Annotated in this window: 24 protein-coding genes and 1 pseudogene; 14 read left to right on the top strand and 11 right to left on the bottom strand. The window is 46.7% G+C overall.

Translation table 11 applies throughout. The features are described from left to right. Positions 1-22: 22 nt before the first annotated feature. Both purD and purH read right to left on the bottom strand, forming a co-directional pair. Positions 23-1321 carry a phosphoribosylamine--glycine ligase gene (gene purD, locus HG547_RS08190; RefSeq protein WP_169547571.1) on the bottom strand — a complete coding sequence of 433 codons (1299 nt, stop codon included), beginning with the start codon at positions 1319-1321 and terminating at the stop codon, positions 23-25. A gap of 105 nt (positions 1322-1426) precedes the next feature. After that, entirely contained in the window at positions 1427-3025 is a 1599-nt protein-coding gene (gene purH / locus HG547_RS08185; RefSeq protein WP_169547570.1) for a bifunctional phosphoribosylaminoimidazolecarboxamide formyltransferase/IMP cyclohydrolase, read from the bottom strand. Positions 3026-3360: 335 nt separating this feature from the next. On the opposite strand from purH, the gene zntR reads away from it, so the two are divergent. Beyond that, positions 3361-3834, top strand: coding sequence for a Zn(2+)-responsive transcriptional regulator (gene zntR / locus HG547_RS08180; protein ID WP_047535147.1), 474 nt, complete (start codon positions 3361-3363; stop codon positions 3832-3834). Between the two features lie 2 nt (positions 3835-3836). Further along, positions 3837-5327 (top strand): permease, encoded by a 1491-nt coding sequence (locus HG547_RS08175; protein ID WP_169547569.1) that lies wholly within the window; start codon positions 3837-3839, stop codon positions 5325-5327. A gap of 107 nt (positions 5328-5434) precedes the next feature. Here HG547_RS08175 and HG547_RS08170 read toward each other — a convergent pair whose 3' ends face one another. Next, entirely contained in the window at positions 5435-6322 is an 888-nt protein-coding gene (locus HG547_RS08170) for an SPFH domain-containing protein (protein ID WP_037427382.1), read from the bottom strand. Between the two features lie 334 nt (positions 6323-6656). Between HG547_RS08170 and HG547_RS08165 the strand changes: the two genes are divergently transcribed. From HG547_RS08165 to HG547_RS08155, 3 genes are read left to right on the top strand one after another with little or no spacing between them, the layout of a single operon-like run. Next, on the top strand, positions 6657-6911 hold the full coding sequence (locus HG547_RS08165; protein ID WP_169547568.1) for a hypothetical protein: 255 nt from the start codon (positions 6657-6659) through the stop codon (positions 6909-6911). 3 nt (positions 6912-6914) lie between these two features. Next, a complete protein-coding gene (locus HG547_RS08160; protein WP_169547567.1) occupies positions 6915-7205 on the top strand; it encodes a hypothetical protein in 291 nt (96 codons plus the stop codon). 5 nt (positions 7206-7210) lie between these two features. Continuing rightward, the gene (locus HG547_RS08155) at positions 7211-8830 is read left to right on the top strand and encodes a PepSY-associated TM helix domain-containing protein (protein WP_169547566.1); all 1620 of its coding nucleotides are present in this window, start codon (positions 7211-7213) and stop codon (positions 8828-8830) included. Positions 8831-8903: 73 nt separating this feature from the next. On the opposite strand, the gene HG547_RS08150 is transcribed toward HG547_RS08155, so the two are convergent. After that, positions 8904-10076 carry an MFS transporter gene (locus HG547_RS08150; protein ID WP_169547565.1) on the bottom strand — a complete coding sequence of 391 codons (1173 nt, stop codon included), beginning with the start codon at positions 10074-10076 and terminating at the stop codon, positions 8904-8906. 650 nt (positions 10077-10726) lie between these two features. Between HG547_RS08150 and HG547_RS08145 the strand changes: the two genes are divergently transcribed. Then, a complete protein-coding gene (locus HG547_RS08145) occupies positions 10727-12127 on the top strand; it encodes a DASS family sodium-coupled anion symporter (RefSeq protein WP_169547564.1) in 1401 nt (466 codons plus the stop codon). Positions 12128-12193: 66 nt separating this feature from the next. Here HG547_RS08145 and trxC read toward each other — a convergent pair whose 3' ends face one another. Beyond that, positions 12194-12616 (bottom strand): thioredoxin TrxC, encoded by a 423-nt coding sequence (gene trxC / locus HG547_RS08140; protein ID WP_169547563.1) that lies wholly within the window; start codon positions 12614-12616, stop codon positions 12194-12196. Positions 12617-12806: 190 nt separating this feature from the next. Between trxC and HG547_RS08135 the strand changes: the two genes are divergently transcribed. Further along, positions 12807-13142: an FKBP-type peptidyl-prolyl cis-trans isomerase gene (locus HG547_RS08135; protein WP_169547562.1), complete on the top strand. Its 336-nt coding sequence runs from the start codon at positions 12807-12809 to the stop codon at positions 13140-13142. A 143-nt stretch (positions 13143-13285) separates the two neighbouring features. Next, positions 13286-14254, top strand: a complete 969-nt coding sequence (locus tag HG547_RS08130; protein WP_037427374.1) for a sensor domain-containing diguanylate cyclase — start codon at positions 13286-13288, stop codon at positions 14252-14254. 64 nt (positions 14255-14318) lie between these two features. Here HG547_RS08130 and HG547_RS08125 read toward each other — a convergent pair whose 3' ends face one another. The 5 genes from HG547_RS08125 to HG547_RS08110 form a co-directional block, all read right to left on the bottom strand. Continuing rightward, a complete protein-coding gene (locus HG547_RS08125) occupies positions 14319-14717 on the bottom strand; it encodes a DUF1850 domain-containing protein (RefSeq protein WP_169547561.1) in 399 nt (132 codons plus the stop codon). A 35-nt stretch (positions 14718-14752) separates the two neighbouring features. Next, positions 14753-16786, bottom strand: coding sequence for a TRAP transporter permease (locus HG547_RS08120; protein WP_088586209.1), 2034 nt, complete (start codon positions 16784-16786; stop codon positions 14753-14755). A gap of 101 nt (positions 16787-16887) precedes the next feature. Beyond that, positions 16888-17844, bottom strand: coding sequence for a TAXI family TRAP transporter solute-binding subunit (locus HG547_RS08115; protein WP_037413561.1), 957 nt, complete (start codon positions 17842-17844; stop codon positions 16888-16890). 502 nt (positions 17845-18346) lie between these two features. Next, entirely contained in the window at positions 18347-18469 is a 123-nt protein-coding gene (locus HG547_RS20920) for a hypothetical protein (RefSeq protein WP_037413559.1), read from the bottom strand. A gap of 317 nt (positions 18470-18786) precedes the next feature. Next, on the bottom strand, positions 18787-20280 hold the full coding sequence (locus HG547_RS08110) for a helicase HerA-like domain-containing protein (RefSeq protein WP_169547560.1): 1494 nt from the start codon (positions 20278-20280) through the stop codon (positions 18787-18789). 203 nt (positions 20281-20483) lie between these two features. Here HG547_RS08110 and HG547_RS08105 point away from each other — a divergent pair, with 203 nt between their 5' ends. The 4 genes from HG547_RS08105 to HG547_RS08090 are packed head-to-tail and all read left to right on the top strand — an operon-like array spanning position 20484 to position 22522. Continuing rightward, entirely contained in the window at positions 20484-20717 is a 234-nt protein-coding gene (locus HG547_RS08105; protein ID WP_037413552.1) for a hypothetical protein, read from the top strand. 11 nt (positions 20718-20728) lie between these two features. After that, positions 20729-21154, top strand: a complete 426-nt coding sequence (locus HG547_RS08100) for a hypothetical protein (RefSeq protein WP_144345881.1) — start codon at positions 20729-20731, stop codon at positions 21152-21154. Positions 21155-21201: 47 nt separating this feature from the next. Continuing rightward, complete coding sequence (locus HG547_RS08095; RefSeq protein ID WP_169547559.1) at positions 21202-22080, top strand: neutral zinc metallopeptidase; 879 nt, start codon at positions 21202-21204, stop codon at positions 22078-22080. A 34-nt stretch (positions 22081-22114) separates the two neighbouring features. Beyond that, on the top strand, positions 22115-22522 hold the full coding sequence (locus tag HG547_RS08090) for an NUDIX domain-containing protein (RefSeq protein ID WP_169547558.1): 408 nt from the start codon (positions 22115-22117) through the stop codon (positions 22520-22522). Between the two features lie 72 nt (positions 22523-22594). Here HG547_RS08090 and HG547_RS08085 read toward each other — a convergent pair. After that, positions 22595-22697: pseudogene (locus HG547_RS08085) on the bottom strand (transposase); the annotation flags it as partial. Positions 22698-23134: 437 nt separating this feature from the next. Between HG547_RS08085 and HG547_RS08080 the strand changes: the two are divergent. Both HG547_RS08080 and HG547_RS08075 read left to right on the top strand, forming a co-directional pair. After that, entirely contained in the window at positions 23135-23845 is a 711-nt protein-coding gene (locus tag HG547_RS08080) for an SIR2 family protein (protein ID WP_169547557.1), read from the top strand. 48 nt (positions 23846-23893) lie between these two features. Then, the gene (locus HG547_RS08075; RefSeq protein WP_169547556.1) at positions 23894-25621 is read left to right on the top strand and encodes a hypothetical protein; all 1728 of its coding nucleotides are present in this window, start codon (positions 23894-23896) and stop codon (positions 25619-25621) included. Positions 25622-26011 lie beyond the last annotated feature (390 nt).

Genomic DNA, 26011 nt, shown 5'->3' with positions numbered 1-26011 from the left:
GTATTTTTAGTGGGATTAACCCTTAGCTCTGTTGTTCGCGGGCAATGGCGCGATAGCCGATATCGGTGCGGAAATACACGTCATCCCAGTGGATTTCATCAACCAGCAGATAAGCAGCTTTTTGTGCTTCGGTCACAGTGTGTCCTAGGGCTGTAGCGCATAACACGCGGCCGCCATTAGTGACTACATGGCCGCCTTTCATTTCAGTACCGGCGTGGAAGACCTTGGCATCGTGATTACCTAGGCTTAGGCCGTCAATCACATCGCCTTTGCGGTAGTCGTCTGGGTAACCGCCTGCGGCCAGTACTACGCCAACTGCGGCGCGCTCGTCGTACTCAGCGGTGACTTTATCTAGCTCGCCGCGGGTTGCGGCTAAACAGAGTTCAACCAGATCTGATTTTAAGCGCATCATAATAGGTTGGGTTTCTGGATCGCCAAAGCGGCAGTTGTATTCCAGTACCTTGGCGCTACCGTCTGGTGCGATCATTAGACCTGCATACAGGAAGCCTGTGTAAACATTGCCTTCGGCGGCCATGCCATCAACCGTTGGGCGGATAACATTGGCAATCGTCCAATCGTGTACGCTTTGGGTGACCACGGGCGCAGGGGAGTAAGCGCCCATGCCGCCAGTGTTTGGACCGTGATCGGCATTATCGCGAGCTTTATGATCTTGGCTAGTCGCCATGGCAAGGATATTTTTGCCATCGACCATCACGATAAAGCTGGCTTCTTCGCCTTTTAAGAACTCTTCGATGACCACGCGTGAGCCGGCATCACCAAACTTGTTGCCCGCGAGCATATCATCAATTGCAGCATCAGCTTCGGCTTGGTCTTGGGCGATAATAACGCCTTTACCTGCGGCTAAACCGTCGGCCTTGATCACTACTGGATAGCCTGTCTTGCCCGTCAGTTCACGCACGAAGGCTTTAGCGTCTTGGATTTCGGTACAGTTTTTATAACCGGCGGTAGGAATATTGTGGCGCGCTAAAAAGTCCTTAGTGAAGGCTTTTGAACCTTCGAGCTGAGCTGCCGCCTTCGTTGGGCCGAAAATAGGTAAACCCGCAGCGTTAAAGGCATCGACCACGCCTAATACCAGTGGCGCTTCCGGGCCGACGATGGTGAGTTCGATTTGATTAGTTTTTGCAAAATCGAGCAGTGCAGGAATATCCGTCGCGCTGATGGCGACGTTTTCGATGTTGGGTTCAAGGGCTGTGCCCGCGTTACCCGGTGCAACATAGACTGTGTCTACCTGAGCCGACTGTGCCGCTTTCCAAGCTAGGGCATGTTCGCGGCCGCCGCCACCAATAACTAATACTTTCATGTTAAGTCATCCCTTTGAGTTTTAAATTCTTGTGGTTAGATTCTTAGCGCTACAGAGTGCGATAAACGAAACAGCCAGCACATGGCGTGCTGGCTGTAGGTGGCATTAGTGACGGAAGTGGCGCATGCCCGTCATTACCATGGCCATGCCGTGCTCGTCGGCAGCAGCGATGATTTCAGCATCGCGCATTGAGCCACCTGGCTGGATGATGCAGCTGATGCCCGCCGCCGCTGCGGCATCGATACCGTCGCGGAATGGGAAGAAGGCATCGGACGCCATCACAGAGTTAACCACTTCTAAGCCTTCATCGGCAGCCTTGATACCCGCAATCTTAGCGCTGTAGACGCGGCTCATTTGGCCGGCGCCGACACCGATGGTCATGCCGTCTTTGGCGTAAACAATCGCGTTAGATTTAACAAACTTAGCCACTTTCCAGCAGAACATTAAGTCCTTCAGCTCGCTCTCGGTCGGTTGACGTTTAGTCACGACTTTAATGTCATCTAAGCCAACCATGCCCTGGTCGCGGTCTTGCACCAGCAGGCCACCGTTTACGCGCTTATAGTCTAAGGTCTTGGTCTTAGTATCCCATTGACCGCACTCTAACAGACGCACGTTGGTTTTCTTGGCCACTACATCGCGGGCTGCTTGGCTCACGACTGGCGCAATAATCACTTCAACGAATTGACGCTCAACGATAGCGCTAGCGGTTGCTGCATCTAACTCGCCGTTGAAGGCGATAATGCCGCCAAAGGCTGACGTTGGGTCAGTTTGATAGGCGCGGTTATAGGCATCGAGCAAGTCTTTACCCAGTGCAACACCACATGGGTTAGCGTGTTTAACGATAACGCAGGCGGGCTCGCTGAACTCTTTCACACACTCAAGGGCGGCATCGGTATCGGCGATGTTGTTGTAAGACAGTGCCTTACCTTGCAGTTGAACGGCAGTTGCGACTGAGGCTTCATCGATCTTAGTGTCAACATAGAAGGCAGCAGTTTGGTGGCTGTTTTCACCGTAACGCAGATCTTGCTTCTTCACTAATTGAGTGTTGAAGGTGCGTGGGAACTTTGAGTCTTCGAAGCACTCATCAGTGCTATGCGCTGGAACCATAGTGCCGAAGTAGTTGGCGATCATGCCATCGTAACTAGCGGTGTGTTCGAAGGCGGCAATCGCTAAATCGAAACGGGTTGCGTGAGTCGTGCTGCCATTGTTGGCGGCCATTTCAGCTAATACGCGGTTATAGTCGGCCGCATTTACCACGATAGTCACGTCTTTATGGTTTTTCGCCGCAGCGCGCACCATAGTCGGGCCACCGATGTCGATGTTTTCAATCGCATCTTCTAAGGTGCAACCGGCTTTAGCAACGGTATCGGCAAAAGGGTAGAGGTTAACCGCAACCAGATCGATTGCATTGATGTTGTTGGCAGCCATGACATTTTCATCAAGACCGCGACGCGCCAAAATGCCGCCATGCACTTTCGGGTGCAGGGTCTTAACGCGACCATCCATGATCTCAGGGTGTCCTGTATAGTCAGATACTTCGATAACAGGCACGCCGTTATCCGCTAACAAGCGAGCGGTACCGCCCGTTGACAGCAGTTCAACGCCTTGGGCGTGTAATGCTTTAGCGAATTCGAGAATTCCGGTTTTATCTGAAACGCTTAACAGCGCGCGACGAATGGGTGTGGCATGATTTGCAACAGTCATTTGGGTACAGGGTCCAGTTATTTTAGTTTCAAGGATCTTTCGGAAAATAGAACAACTTCAATCGGTTCTGCTTTCCAAAAGCCCCTTGGTCCTACTTATATTTTTTGTCCCAACGTCAGGCGCGCGTATTCTACCGTAAAACGGGATTTACGGGTGTTTTTTCTGCGCGATTTCACAATATTGATATCAGAACAAAGTGGAATGATTTTGGGGTGAAGTGTAAATTTGAAAATAGCCCTTGACCTTGGAGTAGGCTCTAAGGTTTATACTCGCTCCATCATATTGATTGTCAGTGTTGCTTGAGAAGATTCGAGTAAAACTGCAAAGGATTAACTATGTACCGAATTGGTGAGTTAGCCGATTTATGCGAGGTGAAGGCCGATACCCTCAGATTCTATGAGAAACACGGTCTACTTTCGCCTTCGAGCCGAACCGACTCTGGCTATCGGGTCTATACCGATGCCGACGCGGCGCGGCTGCGTTTTATTCTGCGGGCGAAGGCGGTGGGTTTTACCTTAAGTGAAATCAGTGAGCTGTTGTCTATCGATCTTGATAAATCCAATTGGGCCTGTGCCGATGTAAAGGGCATGGTGGATCTGAAGCTGGCGCAGGTACAGGCGAAGATTGCCGAGTTACTGCATTTTCAAACCAGTTTGCAGAGCTTGTCGGATGCCTGCTGCGGCGGGCCTCGTAGCGCCGAACATTGCTCGATTTTAGAGGCGCTAGAGTCGAGTACCGAGCGAGTACGCGTTGAGCATGATCATGGTGCAGTCCACAGCGCTACAACCCTAGATAAGTCAGGGAATTAATTATGTTACTGAAAAACTTTATCGATCTGTTTTTAGATTCCGCTCCTTGGCTGCTACTTGGCTTGATTCTGGCGGGTTTACTTAAAGTATTCGTGCCTATGGCCTGGATGCAAAAGCAGCTCGGCGGACATGGCTTTAAAACTGTGGTCAAGGCAGCGTTATTGGGCGCGCCTTTACCTCTGTGTTCCTGCGGTGTGATCCCCGCTGCCGTGGGGCTGCGCCGCTCTGGGGCATCGAAAGCGGCAACTACCTCCTTTTTAGTCTCCACCCCTGAAACTGGCGTCGATTCTGTGACCGTTTCCTACGTGTTACTCGGCCCTTTTATGGCAATAGTGCGCCCAATTGCGGCGATCACCAGTGCCATTGTTGCGGGCTTACTGGTGGGACGTGATGATGACGATGGCAAACCTGCGGTTAAGGCCGATTCCCAGTCAGACAAGGTTCAGTCAGACAAGGCATTAGCTAGCGCTGCGCCTGTCGCTTCATGCTGCGCCACAAAATCCCCGTCGCCAGAGACAGTGGTAAAAGCCGAAGCGGTAAAAAGCTGCTGCGCCTCGACTAAGGCGCCTGCAATTACGCCGGTCAAATCTTCCTGTTGCGGCAGTGATAACGCGAAAGCGCCATCAACCGAACCGAAAATCAAAATGACGCCGATGGCTAAGCCTAGTCTAATGGCGGCTGGCGGCCCAAGCATGGGGGCTGTCGGTATGGTTAATGCGGCTAAAGTCAGTGCGGTCAAGGTTGAAAATGCTGGTTCATGCTGTGGTACGCAAACTGCCGCGCCTGAAAAAATAGTCGTAGTGAAGAAGGGCGCTTGTTGTGGTAGCTCAAGCGCGAAAACGGCTGATAGCCATCAAGCCGAAGGCGAGAGCTGCTGTGCGTCGACTCAGGATATGGCGACTGAGTTGAAGTCTGAATCTGTGATTGCACGTATTGGTATTGGGCTTAAATATGCGGCGACGGATCTGGTGCGTGATACTACCCTCTGGCTGCTGGTGGGTTTATTCTTCGCAGCATTAGTACAAACCTATGTTCCTGCTGACTTTTTGGCTAAGTGGGGCGATGGGTTGCTGGCCATGCTGGTTATGGTGCTAGTGTCTGTCCCCATGTATATCTGCGCAACGGCTTCGACGCCGATTGCAGCGGGCTTGTTACTCGCTGGCGTGTCCCCCGGCGCCGTGCTGGTGTTTATGATGGCAGGCCCTGCAACCAATATCGCTACTTTAGGTGTAGTGACTAAGGAGCTGGGTAAGCGTGCGCTCTACGGCTATCTTGGCGGTGTGTTAGGTGTTGCCTTAGTAGCTGGTGCCTTAGTGAACTATCTAGTAGCGAACTTTGGCTTTGAGGTAATGCCACAGATTGGTCATGAACACCAAATGCTACCAAGTTGGTTAGTGGCCACCTCGGGCATAGTACTGGCGTTGTTGATGGCGAAAGTGGTGTTTGAGAAGATCCCAAGAAGCTGGTTACGCCGCAGCGATTGCTGCTCATAGCAATAGCGATAAATAAAAATCCCCAGCAATGACTGGGGATTTTTTATGGTAAAGCCTAATGCGTATCGCTAGTGGCAAACAACTGACTTGCGATGCTTAGTCGTTTGTTAGTTCGACTTCTTAGCATCGATAAAGGGCAGAGTGCCGGTTGGTAAGACTGTGGTTGGTAGTTTTCCATCCCATTTCTCGGCCTTGGTCAGTTCGACAAGGTTTTGATTTTGTGCGAGCGCTTCGGCGCGGCTCTTAATCGCAGAGGCTTCTGCATCCCCTTTAATGCGGATACTTTCAGCTTCAGCCTTCGCGCGGGCGAGTTGCGAGTCTGCTTCCGCTTGCGCTTGGGTCACGGCGATTTGGGCGCTGACTCTTTCTTTCTCTAAGTTTTGCAGTTGGGTTTGCACTTCAACCTCTGCGCGCATCCTGTCTTCAACAGATTTCTCATAAGCGTTGGAGAAATCGATATTTTCAATCTGTACCGAGGTGATCTCGATTGGCCCTTTCACCGATTGGGTGATGGCATTGGTCACATCGATACCAAATTTGATCCGCTCCTGTACCACTGAAATTGCGGTGTATTTACCAAAAATGTTTTCAACTTGCGTTGGCACTTGGCGGTCGAGTAAGCGCGCCACCATGGCATCGATACTTTTGAAGTTGGCATAGACTTCTTCGACCCGATCCGGCGGTACGCTAAAGGTGACTGAAGCGTTAAGTGTCGCGGGTTGTTGGTCACGGCTATAGGCTTGTAGTGAACTGTAGCTAGTCGTGTGGGTTTGGGTTGAGATTTTTACTACGGTGTCAAAAATGGGCAGTTTAAACCCAAGTCCCGGCTCTGCTGTACCAATGATCTTACCGTTACGTAGAATCACCCCGCGTTCACCTTGGTCAACCGTGTACCAACTGCCAAAGAGTGAGATAAATAGGATGAGTAAAATCACTAAAGGAATGATTTTAGATAGGCCAAAGGAACTTGGCAGGTTGAGTTCATTTTTTATCATTTAGCTTCCTTTGCTAGGGTCGTCGAGATGGGGTTGGAGTGAGCGCGGATCGTGTTGATGATTATTTATATCGAGACGAAACGGTTGCTGCAAAATGTATCTTAATGGTTAACGGCTGGCAACAATAGGGTATCTAGCTTATCAATATGTGACAGTAATATCACAACTCATCCTTACACTGTAAATCTTATTGCGAATTATTCTCACCATGGCTAGAGTCCTGAGATTCAAATTCTTCCATTGCTTTCATGCGTTTATCTTTTTATAGGATATACACCGAGCATAGGCAAATGGACTCGAATGCTAACGCTTTGTGGTGAGAGGAAAACATCCCGTGTTGCAACTTATATCTGTGTTAGCGACGCTGTTGGCCTGCTTGTTATTTTATTTGACCAACAAGCAGCAAAAACTATTGGCAAGCTCCCTTCCTAAGCGGCCTTGGCGTTTACTCGCCTACGGCATGGCTGTCGCTAGCCTTATCGGCTGGCTCAGCCTATTTACCCTAGGCGCGGCAATTTTTATCTGGATAGCCCTGTTGATGCTGCTCTCGGGTTTAGTGCCTTTTATCTCACTTATCGGGCGGAAATAAGCCATGTCTCGTTTAGCGGAAAACGACAAATTACAGCCAGACTGGTGGACTAAGTCACTGGCGGGATTGATTTTAGGATTTACCTTAGCGCTTGGATTGGTGGGGTTATTTGCTTGGTTTGGCCCGGGTGGAATCGATGCCGACACTAAGGTGCAATTCAACATGTGGATGATTACACCCATTTGGTTGCTGATATTAAGTTTTAGCTTTCTGTTTAAAACCGGACTCAGAGCAATCGGCTATTTGGGCCTGTTTAACATTTTGACTTATATAGTGTTATATACCTTTAGGTGACAAGGATGAAAGTTCGCAGTGATGTGTTACGGGTGTATCAGTCTATCCATATTTGGACTGGGATCATCGCCGGAATCGTATTGTTTATCGGCTTTTATGCTGGTTCGCTGACTATGTTTAAGGGGGCGATTGACGCTTGGTCAATGCCGCCTTCTGTGACTTTGCCGCAAGTCTCAAGCGATAGGCTCGATGATTTAGTATCGCAGGTGTTAGCGCAGGACGATAAGGCGAAAAACGGCTTTAGTTTGCATTTGAATGATGAGCATCAGTCGCCGATGACCTGGTATCAGCATGGCTCGGAGCGCGAACTTAGCATGAGTAATCAGCTTTGGCATGCTAGCCTCGACGAGCAGGGGCAAGTAGTCACCCAACTCAGTACGCCAAGCGAGTTGGCTGAACTGATTGACCAATTACACCGTACTGCGGGGATTGCCGGTGAGGTCGGCCACGATCAAGCGGGTGTCTATGTGCTGGGTGTTGCAGCCTTTCTATACTTCTTAGCACTCGTTTCTGGGGTGATTTTTTTATTGCCCACTTTAACCAAAAGCTTTTTTGCCCTGCGTAAAGATAAGGGCGAGAGCCGTTTCTGGCTCGATGCCCACAACTTAGTCGGCATTACTAGTTTGCCATTTCATATAGTGATCAGCCTGACTGTGATTGTGTTCGCCTTCCATGACCAGCTTTATGATGGGCTTAAACATGTGGTTTATGGCGAAAAACCACTGTTTACCCAACCTGCACCCGACAGAACGCCCTATACACTTGCCGATTTGCCAAAGATCACAAGCGTATTGGCCAAGGTGCAGGAGTTGGCACCTGACTATCAAGTGAATGAAATGACCTTTATGAACTTGGATAATCCCCGTGCGACCTTGCGCTTGGGGTTATATAACCCCAATGGTTTTATGCGTGGACCCGTTACCGATTTCTTATACCTGCATCCTTACAGTCTTAAGGTATCCAACAGCACTATTGACCAAAGTGATAAGGGGATTTGGGCCAGAACCGTTGCGGTATTCTTTGGATTACACTTTGGCAGTTATGGGGGCGATCTCGGGCGCTGGGTGTATTTCTTCTTAGGTTTGAGCGGCGCTTTTTTATTTTACAGTGGCAACTTGCTGTGGCTGGAAAAACGCCGTAAAAAGCAGGCCAGTGAACAAACCCGTGCTTGCCGTTTAATGGCCAGTGCCACAGTGGGGATTTGCTTAGGCTCCGTTGCCGCCTTAACGATAAGTATGTTGCTGGGTAAATGGTTTTACGCGCATGTGAGTAATATTAACCACGTCTATTTGTGGCTGTATTATCTGGTGTTTGGCTTGCTGGTGGCTTACGCCTTTTGGCGTGGTGCAGCCAAGGCGGCGCTGCTGATTTTGCCCCTATGCGGCTTGGCTACATTGGCGATGCCAATCACGTCTTTCGTTGCGGTATTCGCGCCAAGTTTAGGCTTATGGGCGCCTTATTCTTCAGCGACTTTGGGCGTTGATCTGGTGGCGTTGGCCTTTAGCGGGGTGTTCTTTTATGGTTACAAGCTGACTCGCCATCGGGTGCTTAATGGGCCGCAGGACAGTGTCTGGGCCATTTCCGCTACAGTGCCAGTGGCAGAACTCACCCAGCAAACATCGTAATACCAATGGGCGCCGTTATCGACGCCCATTACTATTTATCGGATGCAGATGACTCAACATTAACGGCCCTGGACTAAGCCTTCGCTGCGGGTAGGCGAGCTTTACTTCGGGCCAGTAAGTGCGCACTGAGGTAGCAAGCCGTGACTAAAAAACTTGCGGCTAAATACAGTGGTAAGCCATGTTCTACATCATCGAAACGACTGGCGGCAACCGGACCAATAACCGACCCCACAGAATAGCTGAGCAACATAATCTGAGTGGCGGAGACGATTTGGCTGCTGGGTAAATGATCGCACGCCAGACTGATGGCGATGGGATAGAGAGCAAAGGCGCAGGCACCGAGTAACACAAAACCCAACCATAATCCCACAAGCGATGTTTGCATCAGTAACAACAGCGCCGCGGCACCCACTAAGCAAAAGGCGGTCATCAACACACTCTTTTGAATGCGGGGAGATAAATAGCTCACTAAGGGCTGGACTATCATGCCGCCCAAGATAATTAGCGCCATAAATTGCCCCGTTTGCTGGGCAAAACCCATGTCCCGCGACACATAAACAGGTAATAAGCCGTAGATGGGGCCTAGTAATAATCCCGAGACTAAACAACCGACCACGGCGGGTTTACTTAAGGTTTTTAGGTCGGAAAGGGCAATTGCGTGTTGTTCACTGGACTGTGGTTGGCCACGTTTAACCAACAGTGCAGGCAAACTGGCGGCGGCTAGCAAACCTATTACTACCAAGTAGGGTAAATTACCCGTGGTACCTAAATAATCTACGGCGAGTTGACCAATGGCGGTGCCACCGTAGAGGGCGGTCATATATAAACCTAAACGTTTTGCCCGTTGTTTTTGGGTATCGGCCATTAGTAACCAGGATTCAACTACCACAAAAATCCCCGCCACGGCGATGCCTGCAATCAAGCGTGCTGCTAACCAAACACTGCTCTGTGGCAGCAAAATCATCACTACAACGCTGCACAGTAAGATATTTAAGAACAAAATAAAGGCCTTACTGTGCCCTATGCGGCTGACAATCGGTGCAATACAAGGTGCGCCCAGTAATAAGCCAAGGTAGAAAATACTCGCCAGCCAAGGAGCAAGATCAAGGCTCAAATCAAAGTAAGTGAGTGAGAGTGGGATCAAACTCATCAAGTAGCCTGACGCTAAAGCAAATAGACTAAGTCCTGCCACTGGAACAAAAAGCCCTGGCTTTTGATTGGGTTGAGCTAACAGCATATTTTCCACAAGCGGTACCAAAACAGGTAAAAAAATAAACAGAAGGCACGATTACGGTCGCGACTCTAGGCTGGATTGCTGACGGGGTAAAGTGAGTTAGATTGACTGAAATGGTGAATAATATTTGTGTTTATTATTCATATAGATATTGAAGTTTAAATGTTATTGGTTTGGGTGAAAAAGCAACATGCAACGCGTTGTTTGGTGATCACTTACTTATCAGAACGAACAAAATCTAATCTCGAAATATTAACACGCTCTAGTGCTCATAAGCTTTGTTATTAGCGATGAAAAGTCAGTGGGATGATTATCTGGATGTTATGCAATTAATTAGCATTTTATATTGTTAAAAATTAATATTAAATTAAGGCTTTTATCACTTTGAATTACGCCGTGATTTGATCTTTGTCACAGTTTTAAATATTTATTTAGTTACAGCTTTATCAAGCTTTTGCAGTATTTTTATCCGTTTGAAAGTTTTGTTCATCACTTAAGATCAAAAATAGGTGGTTTTTATCGCGAAAATGGTTTTTTTGCGTTTTAAGTCTTAGCATTTTGTTGTTGCTATGTAGCTAAAGTACAAAATAAACTGCTTTTACTAGTGTGACCTATGCCCTAAATTTGCTAGAAAAAATAATGGTATGAAGGTAGTAGTCACCATGTCCTTAACGCAATCAACGTCGGTTTCCCCTAATCATTCGCCCGCCAATACTGGGCTTGAAAAGAAAAATATGCTGGTCTTAATGGCGGATATTGTGCTGCTATTTGCACTGTATTACGGATTACCCTTTGAGCAGGGAGTGAATACGGGGCTTGCGATTTTAGTCTTTGCGGCCATTCTGTGGTTAACCGAAGCGATTCATATCAGTATTACTGCGATTTTAGTGCCTATTTTGGCGGTATTCTTTGGGGTATTTGAAACCAAAGAGGCCATGAGTAACTTTGCCAATCCAATTATCTATCTGTTTTTCGGTGGTTTTGTGCTTGCTGCTGCATTGCACAATCAAAAGATTGATACCTTAATCGCGCAAAAATTGCTGCTGGCCTCTAAAGGCAAGCTGAGTATTGCCTGCTTAATGTTGTTTGGGGTAACTGCGCTGCTGTCGATGTGGATCAGTAATACCGCAACCACGGCAATGATGCTGCCTCTGGCACTGGGAATTTTGCAGCAATTAGATCGTAAAACCTATCACAGTACCTATGTGTTCCTATTATTGGGGATTGCCTATTCCGCTAATATCGGCGGTATTGGTACTTTAGTCGGCAGTCCGCCCAACGCGATTGCCGCAGCGCAGGTGGGGTTAAGTTTTAGCGATTGGCTAAAATTTGGCATTCCAACCGTGATCTTAATGCTCCCTATGATGCTCATTGCGCTCTATTGGTACTTTAAGCCAGACTTGTCGGCTAAATGCGAGCTTGCACTTGAAGATCAAAAGCTCACGTTCCAAGGAAAACTGACGCTGGTTATTTTCCTTGCGACCGTATGTTGCTGGATTTTCAGTGTGCCGTTGGCAAAAGCACTTGGCGGAATAACTCAGTTTGATACCGTCGTTGCACTCGGTGCTGTGGTATTACTGGCGGGGCTCGGTTTAGTTGGTTGGAAGAAGATTGAATCGACCACTGACTGGGGCGTGTTGATTTTATTCGGTGGCGGTTTGACCTTGAGTGCCGTGCTCAAAACTACCGGTACCAGCGTGTTCCTCGCGCACTGGATGACGGATATTTTTGGCAGCACCCACATGTCGCTGTTTGTGTTTGCGGTGATCGCCTTTGTGGTAATGCTAACCGAATTTGCCAGTAATACCGCGAGTGCGGCGCTGTTAGTGCCTGTATTTGCGGCGATTGCCGAAGCATTGGGGGTATCTCCCGTCATGCTATCCGTGCTAATTGGTATTGCCGCATCCTGCGCCTTTATGTTGCCAGTGGCGACGCCGCCTAACGCTATTGTTTACGGCTCTGGCCATATCAAGCAGTCGGAAATGGTGCGAGTGGGCATGATAGTTAACTTCCTCAGCATGATAGTGCTGGGCATTATTGCTCACACCTTCTGGGAAGTGTAATCGCCTCTGATTCATCCAAATAAAAATACCCAGCTCAGCTGGGTATTTTTATGGGCGAAGCACACATTAACGATAACGTTTTAGCCATTGATCGAACGCTGGCTTAGGTAAGGCACCAGCTTGCTGCGCGAGGAGTTGTCCCTGCTTGAAAATCATTAAGGTAGGAATGGAGCGTATATTAAATTGAGCCGCAAGGGCTTGTTGTTCTTCAGTATTGATTTTACCGAAGCGGAATCTTGGCTCCCATACTTTTGCGGCCTCAGAAAATATAGGCGCAAAACTCTTACAGGGACCGCACCAGCTGGCCCAAAAATCAACAACTAAGGGCAACTCTGATTTATGGGCATGATTGATAAAATTGGCACTGGTGAGTTCAATCGGAGTCGCCGCAAACAGATTCTGTTTGCATTTGCCGCAGGTCGGCTGCTCAGTTAACCGCTCTTGGGGCACGCGGTTTAAGGTGTCACAGTGGGGGCAAGCAATAATCATAATCTGGCTCCTAAGCTCGGGGATGATCTAGATATGGGGTTGAATAAGTGGAATTTAAAGGAGGATAGGATCAAGCAAGATTGGTATAAGCCACAAAATCCCCACGGCACGCCGACAAGTAGGAGTGCCGATGTTAGAATAGACACTTTGAGAAATCACTGTGTTGAGTGAAGAGTAAGAGATTAATTAAATGACTGAATTAGAAATAATCGATCTGGTTGTCGGTGATGGAAAAGAGGCCGTAAAAGGCGCGTTGATCACTACCCAATACCGCGGTTTTTTGCAAGATGGTACGCAGTTCGATTCCTCCTACGACCGTGGTCAGGCATTTCAATGTGTGATTGGGACTGGCCGAGTGATTAAAGGTTGGGACCAAGGGATTATGGGGATGAAAGTGGGCGGCAAACGCAAGTTATTGGTGCCAGCTCATTTAGCCTACGGCGAGCGCCAAATCGGGGCTCATATCAAACCCAATTCTGATCTCACTTTTGAAATCGAATTGCTTGAAGTGCTGACTCGCGACTAAGTATGACAAGATAGTAAGAGTCTGTGTAAGCTCGATAGGGCGAGTATGATCTAGGGTTTTCTCGCCCTCCTCACTATGTCACTTCGGCATTGTTTGTTTTACACTGGACGAGGTTTCCCCACGTTAAGGAAAGAGATTTTTCTGTGGCATCGGATACGGCAGCAGAACAGATTAAGCAACTTCAGGCCGAAATTGCACAGCTTAAACGTGAAAACGCTCAATTAACGGCGTTGAATCGTCGTGCCGAAGAGAAACTATTCGCCGCCCTTGATGGCAATGGTTTGTGCTTATGGGAACAGCATATTCCAAGTGGGAATTTAACCATTTTCAATATGCGCTGGGGCGAAATGCTCGGTTTTAGCCCCGATGAGTTAGCAGCCCATGTTGATATCTGGAAAAGCAAATTACACCCAGAAGATAAAGACTGGGTAATTCAAGCCTTTGAAGATCATGTGAATGGCAAGGCCGATTATTACCAGGCCGTGCACCGAATGCTGCATAAAGATGGCAGCGTTACTTGGGTGTCGGATCGGGGCCGCATTGTAGAACGTTTACCTGATGGTACACCGCTGCGGATGATGGGCAGCCATATCGATATCACCCAAGAAAAGCGTTATGAACTCGATTTAGCGCTACTCGCCCATAGCGACCCACTTACCAACCTGATGAATCGCCAAGCTATAGCCAAGGCCTTCGATGAGTGCTTGCAGCCCGGCATGAGTGGTGCGTTATTTTTTATCGATCTTGATGGTTTTAAAGCCTTAAATGACCGTTACGGCCATAAATTTGGCGACAATTTATTAGTGCACGTTGCAGATTCTTTGGTCGCTCATTCGGGGGAGCAAGCGAAGATCGCACGGTTAGGTGGTGATGAGTTTGTGATCATACTGCCATCCACCGAAATTGAATCATTAAGCATGCTTGCACAATCCTTGCTTGATGTTTATCGACAGGTTTTTTTACTTGAAGGTCATGAAGTGGCGATTGGACTGAGCATCGGCATTGATATTTTTAGTGATGGTGATAGTTTTGCTGAAAGTTGCGAGCGTGCAGACGCCGCCATGTATCGCATTAAACATCAAGGGAAAAACGGCTACAGCTTCTCTCGTTAAGAGCATTATTGAGCGCTAATGGGCAGCATCGCGCTTTGCTTGCGCGCCTCTATAAAGTGATATTTCACTGCTCACAACTCCATACCTCAACAGCGGCATCTTGCTTATTTGGAGGGCCAAGCCAATGACTCATGGCTTGGCATTGCACTTTACCAGTGGCGTTGGCGAAACACAGCTCAAAATCTCCCGCTTCGGGGGTGCGACCTAAGCGTAATTTGGGCAGCACGGGCAGCTTGGGCTGATAATGCCAACTTCCATTGTTAAACACCGCATCATCAGGGATTTCCATACCCGCACCTGTGCCTTTCACTCTGGCTTCAACTAACACTAAGCCTTGCGGTGTGAGCAGATAATCTTCTTCCCAGCGGATTTTTTCGATGCTGTGGTTCCACGCGAGGGTGAACTGCTCTGTGGGCACTTGTGCCCACAGTGTGCCAGCTAGGCCTAAACATAGACCTAGCATGTTATTGCCTTACCTTCGCATAAAATTCCAAAACATTACCCCTGCTCGGCAAGACGTTTCAGTTTGCGGGCTCTGAGGCTGTGCTGCACGATAAACAGTAGCGCCAGTCCAAAGCCAATTTCATCACTGAGCGGGGTGGCAAGGATCAAACTGGCTCCCGCGAGGAAGCCGATAACCCGTTCCCACCAATAGAGTTTTTGCAGCAGGTAGCCGGTAAAGACCACTCCCCAAATCCCAATCGCGACAGTGACTTTGATCAGCACATAAATAGTGGCTAACCAGCTATCGCTTTGCAGCATTAGTGCGGGGTCATAAACCGCCATAAAGGGGATCACAAAGCCCGCGATAGCAATACGAATCGCCCACAGACTGATTTTCAGCCCCGACTCCTTTGCAATCGGCGCGGCCGCAAAACAGGCTAAGGCAACGGGTGGCGTTAAGTCAGCCATAATCCCAAAATAAAACACAAACATATGGGAGACGATCAGCGGCACGCCTAAATCCAGTAACGCCGGTGCGGCAATTGAGCTGGTAATAATGTAGTTAGGGATGGTGGGTATTCCCATGCCTAATACCAGACAAGTGAGCATAGTTAATACTAAGGATAAGAACAGGTTATCCTGCCCTACAGCGAGAATATAGCTGGCAAAAGTGGAGGCTATTCCCGTGAGCGAGACAATACCGATGATCACTCCCACTAAGGCGCACGCAATCCCAACTGGTACGGCATGGCGCGCACCTTCGACCAATGCATGTAAGCAAATGGTCAGAGTATCTTTACCGCCCTTGATAAACCAACAGATGGCCACGAGTATGGCAATGACTCCAAATACTACGCCAATCCCCATCTGGAAGAAGCCCGCGCACAGCACGCCAAGGGCAATCCAAAAGGCAAAACGCAGGGCATTAGAAGGCAGGCGCAGCACAATGGCTGAGCCTAAGATCACTATCGAGGTCAGCGCTAAACCGACCATGCCCGAGAACAGCGGTGTTCTGCCGGAAAACAGTAAATAAACCAAAATAAACAACGGAATAAGAAGATACCAACGCGCTTTAACCGCCGCCCAAGGATCGGGACACTGATCTTTGGGCAAGCCACAAAGATTGGCGCGTTTAGCTTCTAAATGCACCATCCAAAAAACGGAGCAAAAATACAGTAACGCTGGCAGCAAGGCGGCTTTGGCGATTTCAATAAACGGCACGTTAATTGTTTCGGCCATGATAAAGGCCACTGCGCCCATAATCGGCGGCATGATTTGGCTACCCATACTGGAGGTGGCTTCAACACCACCGGCAAAGGCGGGGCGGTAACCAAAGCGTTTCATCAGAGGAATGGTAAATTGTCCAGTGGTCACCACGTTGGCGACGCCCGAGCCTGTGATTGTCCCCATCATCGCCGAGGAAACCACGGCAACTTTGGCCGGGCCACCCAGTTTATGGCCGAATAAGCCCATCGCAAAATCGGTAAACAAACGGATCATGCCTGCTTGTTCTAAAAAGGCACCAAACAAAATAAACAGGAAGATATAAGTGGCCGACACATAAGTTGGAGTGCCATAAAGCCCCTCGGTGCCAAAGGATAACTGGTTGATAATTTGGTCAACGCCATAGCCGCGGTGCATTAAGTCGCCGGGGAGGTATTGGCCGAATAAGCCATAGGCTAAGAAAATACAGCAAATGATCGGTAATGCCCAACCCATCACTCGTCGCGCGGCCTCAAACACTAAGACAATCAACACCACGCCAATCACCATATCGGCATCGGTTAATTCACCCGAACGTTGGATCAGATCGGCCTCAAAAATCCATTGATAGGCGGCCGTTGCCATGCCCGCAAGGCCAAGCAACCAAGCTAAGGGTTGCCAAGGTCGAGCTTTGCCCACGGCGGGATAACTTAAAAAAACCACTAAAAGTAAAAAACCAACGTGGGTTGCCCGCAGCACTTGAGTCGATACGGGGTGAAATGCGGCGGTAATGATTTGAAAAATAGAGAAAATAAGTGCCGTATAAAACAGCGCTTTGGGCCAGTCACTGGTGCTTGCACCTAGGCCTTGTTCGGAATCGCTCATATTTATGCCTCACAGCATTAGACAACAGAGGGCGACGCAGCACTTGGGGAATCACCCAAGTGCTTAGTTGGAAAAGGGTCGCTCAGATTGAGGTTACACCCTTAGAGTGCGCCAACTTCTTTGAAATAACGCTCCGCACCTGGGTGCAGCGGCGCTGGCAGATTTTTGGTCGCTTTGTCTAATTGAATCGCTTTTGCCGCTGAGTGCGCATTACCGAGACGATCTAAATGTTCAAACATCAGTTTGGTCATCTGATAGGCTAAATCGTCCGACACTCCCGCTTGAGTGACAAATAGGTTTTGAATCGCAACCGTTGAGACATCAGCAGTTTGACCTTCGTAGGTCGATGCGGGGATGACTCCATGCTGATAGGCAGGATTATTAATTTTGAGGATCACATCTTCGGGGACTTCAACAAAGTTGATTGGCATCGTCGCAGCTAAATCACGGATCGCCGCCATCCCTAAGCCCGAGGACTGTAAGGTTGCATCTAACTGACGGTTTTTAATCAGCTCAACGGATTCGGCGTAAGGTAAAAACTCAACCTTGCCCATATCCTCATAGCTTAAGCCAGCCGCTTTGAAGATGGCGCGAGCATTGAGTTCAGTACCCGACTTAGGTGCACCGACAGAAATACGTTTACCTTTTAAATCAGCTAAGGTTTTAATGCCAGATTCTTTACTCGCCACTATTTGAATATAGTTAGGATAAGCGGCTGCGAGTACACGCACTTTATCTAACGGTTTTTTAAAGCCTGCATCGGCATCGCCCTGATAGGCCGCAGCCACTGAATCACCTAAGGCTAAGGCCAGCTCACCACGACCGGCTTGCAGCAAGTTGAGGTTTTCAACCGAGGCTTTTGTGGCTTGTACTGAGGTCTTCGCGCCTTCAATACCTGTACCATAAAGTTGCGACAGTGCCACACCAATCGGGTAATACACACCACTGGTACCACCGGTCAGAATATTGATAAAGGCTGGTGCGGCCGCCATCGTGGCTGCACTGAGTGAGAGGGTTAAAGCGGCGCCCACGGCGATAAAACGTTTGTTGATTTTCATGCTTAAATATCCTTATTTTTTATTGTGTTATATAGGGTAAGAACAATAGATATCATTGATTATTTATTTTAGTATCAGACCTTATATACCCAAAACTGTTCAAAATACAAGCTTTAACACGCCTTTCGATACAAGCTAGATGGTGATTTTTTACGGCTAATGTGCCGAGTTAATCAGTGTAACCATGAGTCGATAATGCGTAGATTACATCTGCATCTAGGAATATATCGGTAAGTGTGTTGCGTTCAGAATGTGTGGATTTGGGTGAAGAAAACCATAGCAAAATGCTCAAGCATTGTAGATATTGCTTTAGTCTAGGTAAGGTCCTAAATAAAGGCGTTCTAGCTTATTAATATTAAAAAAATCATTATGTTAGATTTTTTGTGTTTGCGGAATAAATTATCGTTAAGTGGGTGAGAATAAAAAACGGGCTAATAAAAAGGGCTAACCGTAGTTAACCCTTAATCAAGATATTGGAAGCGCACCCTAAGGTGTCACAATATTACTTAACGTTATCGAGGAGGCCTTTAGTCGCGTTTTTGGCGTGCTTTGCAGCGCGTTTTTCCTTGATCGACATTAACGGCTTTTTCTTGGCCTCTTTGCGATTTTTTTGCTCTTTACTCATAGTTAACTCCATGTACTTTCAGTGGTTGTTCATCAGGCTAATCATGTAAGCCATTTGCATAAAACCCGTTCCATGATGTCCTGATTAAAGCGAAACGTTTAAACTCGAATTACACCATTTTTAAATCACAACTATTTAAAACGATTGGTAATTTATTTGAATTTGTTTGCCTCTCTGAGCTGCACTCGCAAAATAATCTTATCACCGAAATCCTAAGGAAGATCCACTCGCTGCTTAGAATAATTCACGCTAATGCTAGTGCTAATCTGTATATAAAATATGCGGTTCAGAACACGGTATTTACACATTTCATTACCTTACCTGCGCGTCGATTTTCCGAGTATACCGCCGAGTAATCCGCGTAAAATTTGTTTTCCGAGTTGATTACCAACGGTTCTCGCTGCTTGTTTCGACAAGGTTTCGGCTAATCCTTGGCGGCGTTTATTACCAAAGATAAGCTCGCTAAACCAGCCTTGCTCAGCTGCTTTGGTCGTTGACGTACTGGTTGTTTGCGCAGTACCGCTGCCATTCGTTTGTTCGGTATGACGTTGATTCAGTCGCTCATAGGCGGATTCGCGATTGACTAAAGTATCGTATTTACCACCAATCGGACTCTGATGACGGATAGCGGTTAACTCCTCGGTCGTGGCTGGCCCCATCCGGCAGCGTGGTGGTGCTATTAAGGTGCGCTCAACCATAGTCGGCACACCTTTCTCGGCAAGGGTTGACACTAAGGCTTCGCCCACGGCGAGTTGTGAAATTACCTCGCTGACCACCAATTTAGGATTCGATACAAAGGTTTCGGCTGCGGTTTTAACGGCTTTTTGATCCCTTGGGGTATACGCCCTGAGGGCATGCTGAATGCGATTGCCGAGTTGACCGAGAATTTCATTGGGAATGTCGTCGGGGAATTGCGAGCAGAAATACACCCCGACGCCCTTGGAGCGGATAAGCCGCATAATTTGCTCTATGCGTTTAAGCAAACTTGCAGGGCAGCCCTCAAATAATAAATGTGCTTCATCAATAAAGAAGACTAATTTTGGCTTATCGAGATCGCCGACTTCGGGTAGGTTTTCAAAGAGTTCAGATAGCAGCCAGAGTAAGAAGCTGGAATAGAGGTTAGGGGTCAGGATTAACTTATTAGCGGCTAACAGATTGATAATGCCGCGCCCTTGTAAATTAGTGCGCATTAAATCTTCAAGCTGTAACGCGGGTTCGCCAAAAAAGTCTTTGCCGCCATCGCGCTCTAGCCCTAGTACCGAGCGTTGAATCGCTGCGAGGGATTGGGCGCTGATTAACCCATATTTGGCGGAGATGTCTTTACGCCCATCGGCCACTAAGTTCAGCATCGCGCGCAGATCGTCAAGGTCGAGTAACAATAAACCTTGGTCGTCAGCCAGTTGAAACACTATGTCTAAAATACTGCTTTGGGTGTCATTGAGCTCGAGAATGCGCCCGAGTAAGGTCGGCCCCATTTCACTCACGGTTGTGCGTAATGGATGACCTTGCTCTCCTGCCAAATCCCAGCAAACGACGGGGTTTGCCTCGGTTTGATAATCTACTATCCCGATTTCTGCCGCCCGCTTCAATAGCTTATCGTTTGGAGTGCCCGCTACACCGAGTCCTGAAATATCGCCTTTGATATCAGTAAGAAAGACGGGTACACCTTGGCGGGAAAAGCCTTCGGCTAGCGTCATCAGCGAAACGGTTTTGCCTGTACCTGTAGCGCCAGCGATCAGTCCGTGGCGGTTGGCATATTTAAGATTTAAGTGAACCTGTTGCTCACCTTTACCTAAGAGTAGAGTATTCAAGCGCAGTCCTTGTCTTAATTAACACCCCAAGGTGAATCAAGGGGGAGTTGGTCATGGGTGGATAAAAAAACATCACTCAGTGTTTGCCTTTCGTGGATCTGTGTCAATATCGTTGAGCACATAATCGATACAGCTCAAGTAAAGCTTGGCAATGTTAGTTTGGCTAAGTGTAGTTATTTTGTAGCATTTGTTGGGAGCCGAAGATGAAAACCCCATTGATTATGTTAGTCTTGTCCACATTATTATTGACCTCTGGCTGTGCTGAGCTAGCCTGTTCCGCTCGGACGGATGTCGACCCCTATGAACCCATGCTAGATAAACAGCGCTGCGTGGATGAGGCGGATAAGCAGTTAACTGCCCATGAAAAGGCCAAAAAGGCTGAAGAGGAACAACAGCTTAAACAAGCTGTAGATCGGGCGATTCAACAACGTCAATAGCAAGGATTGGTATGAAGGGAGCGGGAGGAACACAGGGCGGTATTGGCCAGTTTTTTATTGGACTTGCCATGATGTGTGCAGGATTCTATCTGTTATTCAATGCGATACAGGTAAGTTCCAGTTTTGGGCTAGGTTACGGCCTCTACCGCATGAATGCCTTTGGACAGGGATTATCGATCACCACAGGTATGGTGATGCTGCCGTTTATCCTCGGGATAGTGATGGTGTTTTTTGATGCCAAGACTAAGCTCGGTTGGCTGCTTACCTTAGGCTCCTTAGTCGCCTTAATTGTAGGCGTGATCAGCTCGATTCAGTTTCACTTTAAAGCCATGTCGGCCTTCGATTTGATCGTGATTTTAGTGTTAGCCTTTGGTGGGCTTGGCTTGTTTTTGCGCTCGTTAAAAGCGGCTCCTACTGAGCAGAATGATCCCAAATAACAGCTAAACTGAAATGTCTATTGCATACCCATAGCCGAGGAAATCCAATGCGTTGGCGTGACAGTGATCGCAGCTCCAATATCGAAGATAGGCGGGACCAACAGATGGCGTCGGCGGGTGTGCCCAGCGCGCTCCTGCTTAGGTTATTGCCTTTTCTGCTGCAAACTAAAATCGGCCGAGTGGTATTACTGCTGGGCGGGTTATATTTTACGTTTCAATATTTTACCGGCGGATTATCCCTCGAACCGAGTAATCAAGCGGGGTTTAGTCAGTCACAATCGGCCAGTAATACCGCGGCTCAAGATGAAAATGCCCAGTTTGTGGCGGCGATCCTCGGCACGACTGAAACCGTTTGGAATCAATTGCTACAAGGGCGATATATCGAACCTAAGCTAGTGCTTTATCGCAATATGACCTCAACCGGATGCGGTATGGGGCAGGCGCAATCTGGGCCTTTCTATTGCCCCGCTGACAGCAAAGTCTATATCGACTTGAGTTTTCTCGAGGAGTTGAAAAAACTCGGAGCGCCCGGTGATTTCGCCTTTGCCTATGTGATTGCCCACGAGGTGGGCCACCATGTACAGAACCTACTCGGCACCAGCACTAAAGTGCGTCAGGCGCAGCAAGCCGCTGGCAAGGCGCAGGCCAATCAACTGAGTGTCGCCCTCGAATTGCAAGCCGACTGTTACGCTGGCGTGTGGGGGCATTATGTCGATAGACAGCTCAATTTGCTTGAGCCTGGCGATGTAGAAGAAGGCATTGCCGCCGCCAGTGCTGTGGGTGATGATCGCCTGCAAAAAATGGCGGGTCGCGCCGTGCAACCCGAAGCCTTTACCCATGGAAGCTCTACGGACAGAGTGAAATGGTTTAATATCGGCTTTGCCTCCGGCAAACCTGCCAGCTGCAATACTTTTAATAGCAAATAGCGAGCTGGTAATCGCGCCAACGTAGGATGGGTAGATGGCATTTGAAGATAGGTTTCGGCTCAGTAGTCATGCAGTTATCACCAATGAATTAGGGCAAGTGCTGCTGCTCAAAGCGAACTATGGCAATTTTGCTTGGGGTTTACCCGGCGGCGCCTTAGAGCTTGGAGAGACCATTCACGAGGCCTTGCTGCGCGAATGCCAAGAGGAGTTGGGATTAGAGGTGAACATTCACTATCTTAGCGGCGTTTATTATCACAGCGCCTATCAATCCCAAGCCTTTATTTTTCGTTGTGAGTTTGCATCTGCCGATGCGCTGATTCGCTTAAGCCATGAGCACTCAGAGTTTGCCTTCCATGATATCGACACGCTTAGCGCGGTTCAGCAGCAAAGAATCAAAGATTGCCTTAATTTCAACGGTGTTGTGATAAGTGCGAAGTTTTAAGGCTTTGCCAGTAAACTTGGAGTTAATCGGCTTAGGTTTGCGCGATTGGATTTTTAAGCAGTTATCCCTGATGCCGAATTTGGTTCGCCATTTGTAAAATTAAAGCTTGCTGAGTTATGCCATGCTCACGGCATAACTCAGGGATGGGGGCGCCATCTTCTGCTTGTTCGAGGATTGCAGTTCAAACTCTTTTAGTGTTCTTTAATAAAATCAAAGTCGTGGGGCTTCACCCCACACCCGACCAAGGAGGACTGCTCGTCCTATCCTCCTTGGATGCTCCAAGACGCCCCTAGCGAAGTTACATGCATTGGTTAGTGGCTTCGTGCTTATTCGAAAATCACTAACGCTTCCGATGGTACATCCTGTACCCCGAAAGCTAGCGAGGCATCCATGCCTCGCTCACGCGATTTTCTTCAACGCCCTTCAGCAACTTCGCAGGGGAAGGTGAACTTCTGAAGCTTTTGCGTTGTTCGTTAGTATTTACAAAGAGTACCAACACTCCACCTTTCTAAAATTTAACTATGGGTGTCTCGTTAAACTATCTGTTTCTGTTGAAACAACTTAAGATTAATGTAATCCTCTAAAAGTAAAGGACTAACTTAGAGGAAATTGATGATGAGTAGCACAAGTGAAACTAATTTAGATGAAATGTCTAAAGCCGAAATTGATATCCTCATCAAACGAATTTGTACAGGAAATTCGGTATTGTTCACTGGTGCTGGATTTTCAAAGAGCACTATTAATATTTCAGACAAAGAGCCACCAATGGCATCTGGTCTTTCGCAAATGCTAGCTGATATTGCGGGTATAACTGACGAACGTGATGATCTTTACTACACTTCGGATCTTTGTCTCTCGCGAGGGTTAACGAGAGAAATAATAAATACTTTGAGAGAAAGTTTTGTAATCAAAAAAGTTAGTGACGCACATAAAATAGTAGCAAATTTTAACTATAGAAGAATTTATACAACAAATTATGATAATGCTTTTGAGCTGGCGAGTAGAGAGGTTGGGCATGACCGACTTGCGGTTTGCTTAGATGATCGGCCTAGTCAGTATGTTAATCAAGATATTTGTGTTCATCTGAATGGTTATATAGATAAATGCAATGAATCTGACTTGCAATCTAAGATAAGGCTTACTGATTCATCATATTTGTCCCCTGATTACTTTATAAACTCTGATTGGCGAAGAACATTTTTACACGATCTTGATTGTAGTTCAGCAATAATATTTGTTGGTTACTCACTATATGATGTTCAAATTAGATCTATTCTGCATAATTCTCAACATCTAATAGATAAAACATATTTTATTACTTAGGATGGGGCTTCTGATAAAGAAGTTTACAGTCTTTCTAAGTATGGCAGAGTGTTCAAGATTGGCGTGGGTGGTTTTGCCGACATATTGAGTTCAGTTCAGTGTGATGAGCCAAACACCTCGATTGAAATTTTTCCAAAGTCATTTGATAAATATGACTTGTGTAAGACACCTCCAGTGGTAACTGAGGAAGACTCACGAAATTTGCTGCTGTTTGGTTATTATAAAAAAGAAATGATTGATTCTGTTATTTCAAATGATTTTATAGATCCTTTTATATTTAAGAGATGTTCGGTTGAAATTATAAAGAGACAACTGATAAGTGGAAATAATATATTAATACACAGTGACCTTGGTAATGGTAAATCTATGCTGGTTGATGTCCTTGCCAAGTCTCTTACAAGGGAAGGGTATAATTGTTGGAACTTGGCCTCAGAAGATTTTAATCCGACGCAAGACTTAGATTACTTCATCGCGGATAACAAAGAAAGACATTATCTGTTTATTGATAATGCTCACAGGTTCACAGATTTTTTAAATATTTTTTTAACAATAAAGCCAGAGAATGTAAATTTAGTTCTTTGCGATAGAACTCCAAATATAGCTTTTATTGACGAAAAATTTAAATGGTCAGAATTGGACATTCATGACTTTTCGGTTGATCTTTTAGAAGAAGATGAACGCACGAATCTTATAAGAATGATAGATGACTCAAACCTTTGGAGAGAATTCTCTGCTGAGAGTCATGCAAAAAAAGATGAATTAATACGGGAAATATATAGCAATCAATTATCAGGGGTGCTAGTTGGGTTGCTCAAAAGTCCGGATATATCTAAAAGGATTGAGTCTTTAGTAAATGACCTAAAGTCCAATAGCAATTTTAAAACAACTTTATTCGCATTATGTTTGTGTGATGCGTTCGGTGTTGAAAAAAGCAACAGTATTGTTGCTGAAGTTGCAGATGACGAAAGTATTTACAAATCTGAGTTTAGGAATAATGCATCTTTCAAATTAATGTATAAGTCTGAACGCGGCATAATTAAAGCAAATTCTAGTGTGTTGTCACTTTTTATAATAAACTCATTTTTCTCTGAGAATTACATTGTTGAGTTCTGTCTTGGTTTGGCGGAGAGGTTGAACAGTAGGGCGGATCTTGATCGCGATTTAAATGAAGTCTTTAAAAAGTTGCTCCGTTTTAATCAGGTTGAAAAACTGATTCCCCAGAAACAAAGAGCTATTGATGGTTATTATATGGAGCTTAAAAGGAGATGCACTTGGCTTTTGAATCATCCACACTACTGGGTTCAATATGCTATGTGTAAATTAAGCTTTAACAATCTTGAAGATGCTCAGGTCTGTCTTGATACTGCATATCTGCATGCCGAAAAAAAACACGACTATCACACACAGAATATTGATACTCAACAGGCTAGATTGTATATTTTGAAGTCCTTGGTACATAAGAGGAACTCTCAGGAATCATATTCATATTTTGCAAAAGCGCACTCCATTTTGATGTCCATAGATGAAGATGGTTTTATGTTTAGGCAAGTGTTGAAGTATGAGGATGTTTATCAACAGGTTTATCCTAATTTTAATAGGGGTAACAAAGTTAATTTTGAACATGCGTGTAATGAGTTGTATACAAAAGCATTGAGATCAAAAGAAAAGTTTATAGGCGAAATAGAGTATATTCGCAGAAATGAAGCCGTTAGAAAGGGCGTAGATGTTTTGGAAAGAATCATTTCTAGTATTAAAAAGGGTAGAGAAACTTATTAGATTAAAATTAATCATTATGATTGGTTGAGTCGGTTGTTAATTTAATCTATCGGTACTTAATTTTGGATTGTCTCTGAACTTGTGCTGTTCGAGGAGTTAACGACCCACCCATTGTTAAATTTTCAGAGTGCATGCTTGTAAGAAGGGGTCAGATTACTGTAGGGGTTGGCAAGATTAAGTGCTGGCATGTAAGTGACCGTCCGTGACATGGTCGCTCTTTCACATCCATGTGATCGCGACATTCGTAAATCCTTTTACATCAGATGCCGTCGTCGAGCCTATAGGGACATATTCACGGCGTGTCACTGAAATGGTAGTGCTTAATCGTTGAAACAGAATGATGAACACCCTTTCTATGAGTAATTAATACCGCTGTGTCTTTGTTTAATT

The sequence above is a fragment of the Shewanella sp. DNRA4 genome (assembly GCF_012843185.1).
GTDB lineage: Bacteria > Pseudomonadota > Gammaproteobacteria > Enterobacterales > Shewanellaceae > Shewanella > Shewanella xiamenensis.
Note: the sequence above shows the minus strand (reverse complement) of the source record. Positions and strands in the feature narration are given on the sequence as shown.

Coding starts and splice junctions, on each gene's coding strand:
- zntR (WP_047535147.1), top strand. CDS start 3,361: ATGTACCGAATTGGTGAGTTAGCCGATTTATGCGAGGTGAAGGCCGAT.
- HG547_RS08090 (WP_169547558.1), top strand. CDS start 22,115: ATGGCATTTGAAGATAGGTTTCGGCTCAGTAGTCATGCAGTTATCACC.
- HG547_RS08120 (WP_088586209.1), bottom strand. CDS start 16,786: ATGAGCGATTCCGAACAAGGCCTAGGTGCAAGCACCAGTGACTGGCCC.
- HG547_RS08125 (WP_169547561.1), bottom strand. CDS start 14,717: ATGCTAGGTCTATGTTTAGGCCTAGCTGGCACACTGTGGGCACAAGTG.
- HG547_RS20920 (WP_037413559.1), bottom strand. CDS start 18,469: ATGAGTAAAGAGCAAAAAAATCGCAAAGAGGCCAAGAAAAAGCCGTTA.
- HG547_RS08095 (WP_169547559.1), top strand. CDS start 21,202: ATGCGTTGGCGTGACAGTGATCGCAGCTCCAATATCGAAGATAGGCGG.
- HG547_RS08155 (WP_169547566.1), top strand. CDS start 7,211: ATGAAAGTTCGCAGTGATGTGTTACGGGTGTATCAGTCTATCCATATT.
- HG547_RS08160 (WP_169547567.1), top strand. CDS start 6,915: ATGTCTCGTTTAGCGGAAAACGACAAATTACAGCCAGACTGGTGGACT.
- HG547_RS08080 (WP_169547557.1), top strand. CDS start 23,135: ATGATGAGTAGCACAAGTGAAACTAATTTAGATGAAATGTCTAAAGCC.
- purH (WP_169547570.1), bottom strand. CDS start 3,025: ATGACTGTTGCAAATCATGCCACACCCATTCGTCGCGCGCTGTTAAGC.
- HG547_RS08115 (WP_037413561.1), bottom strand. CDS start 17,844: ATGAAAATCAACAAACGTTTTATCGCCGTGGGCGCCGCTTTAACCCTC.
- HG547_RS08170 (WP_037427382.1), bottom strand. CDS start 6,322: ATGATAAAAAATGAACTCAACCTGCCAAGTTCCTTTGGCCTATCTAAA.
- trxC (WP_169547563.1), bottom strand. CDS start 12,616: ATGATTATTGCTTGCCCCCACTGTGACACCTTAAACCGCGTGCCCCAA.
- HG547_RS08135 (WP_169547562.1), top strand. CDS start 12,807: ATGACTGAATTAGAAATAATCGATCTGGTTGTCGGTGATGGAAAAGAG.
- HG547_RS08145 (WP_169547564.1), top strand. CDS start 10,727: ATGTCCTTAACGCAATCAACGTCGGTTTCCCCTAATCATTCGCCCGCC.
- HG547_RS08105 (WP_037413552.1), top strand. CDS start 20,484: ATGAAAACCCCATTGATTATGTTAGTCTTGTCCACATTATTATTGACC.
- HG547_RS08100 (WP_144345881.1), top strand. CDS start 20,729: ATGAAGGGAGCGGGAGGAACACAGGGCGGTATTGGCCAGTTTTTTATT.
- purD (WP_169547571.1), bottom strand. CDS start 1,321: ATGAAAGTATTAGTTATTGGTGGCGGCGGCCGCGAACATGCCCTAGCT.
- HG547_RS08175 (WP_169547569.1), top strand. CDS start 3,837: ATGTTACTGAAAAACTTTATCGATCTGTTTTTAGATTCCGCTCCTTGG.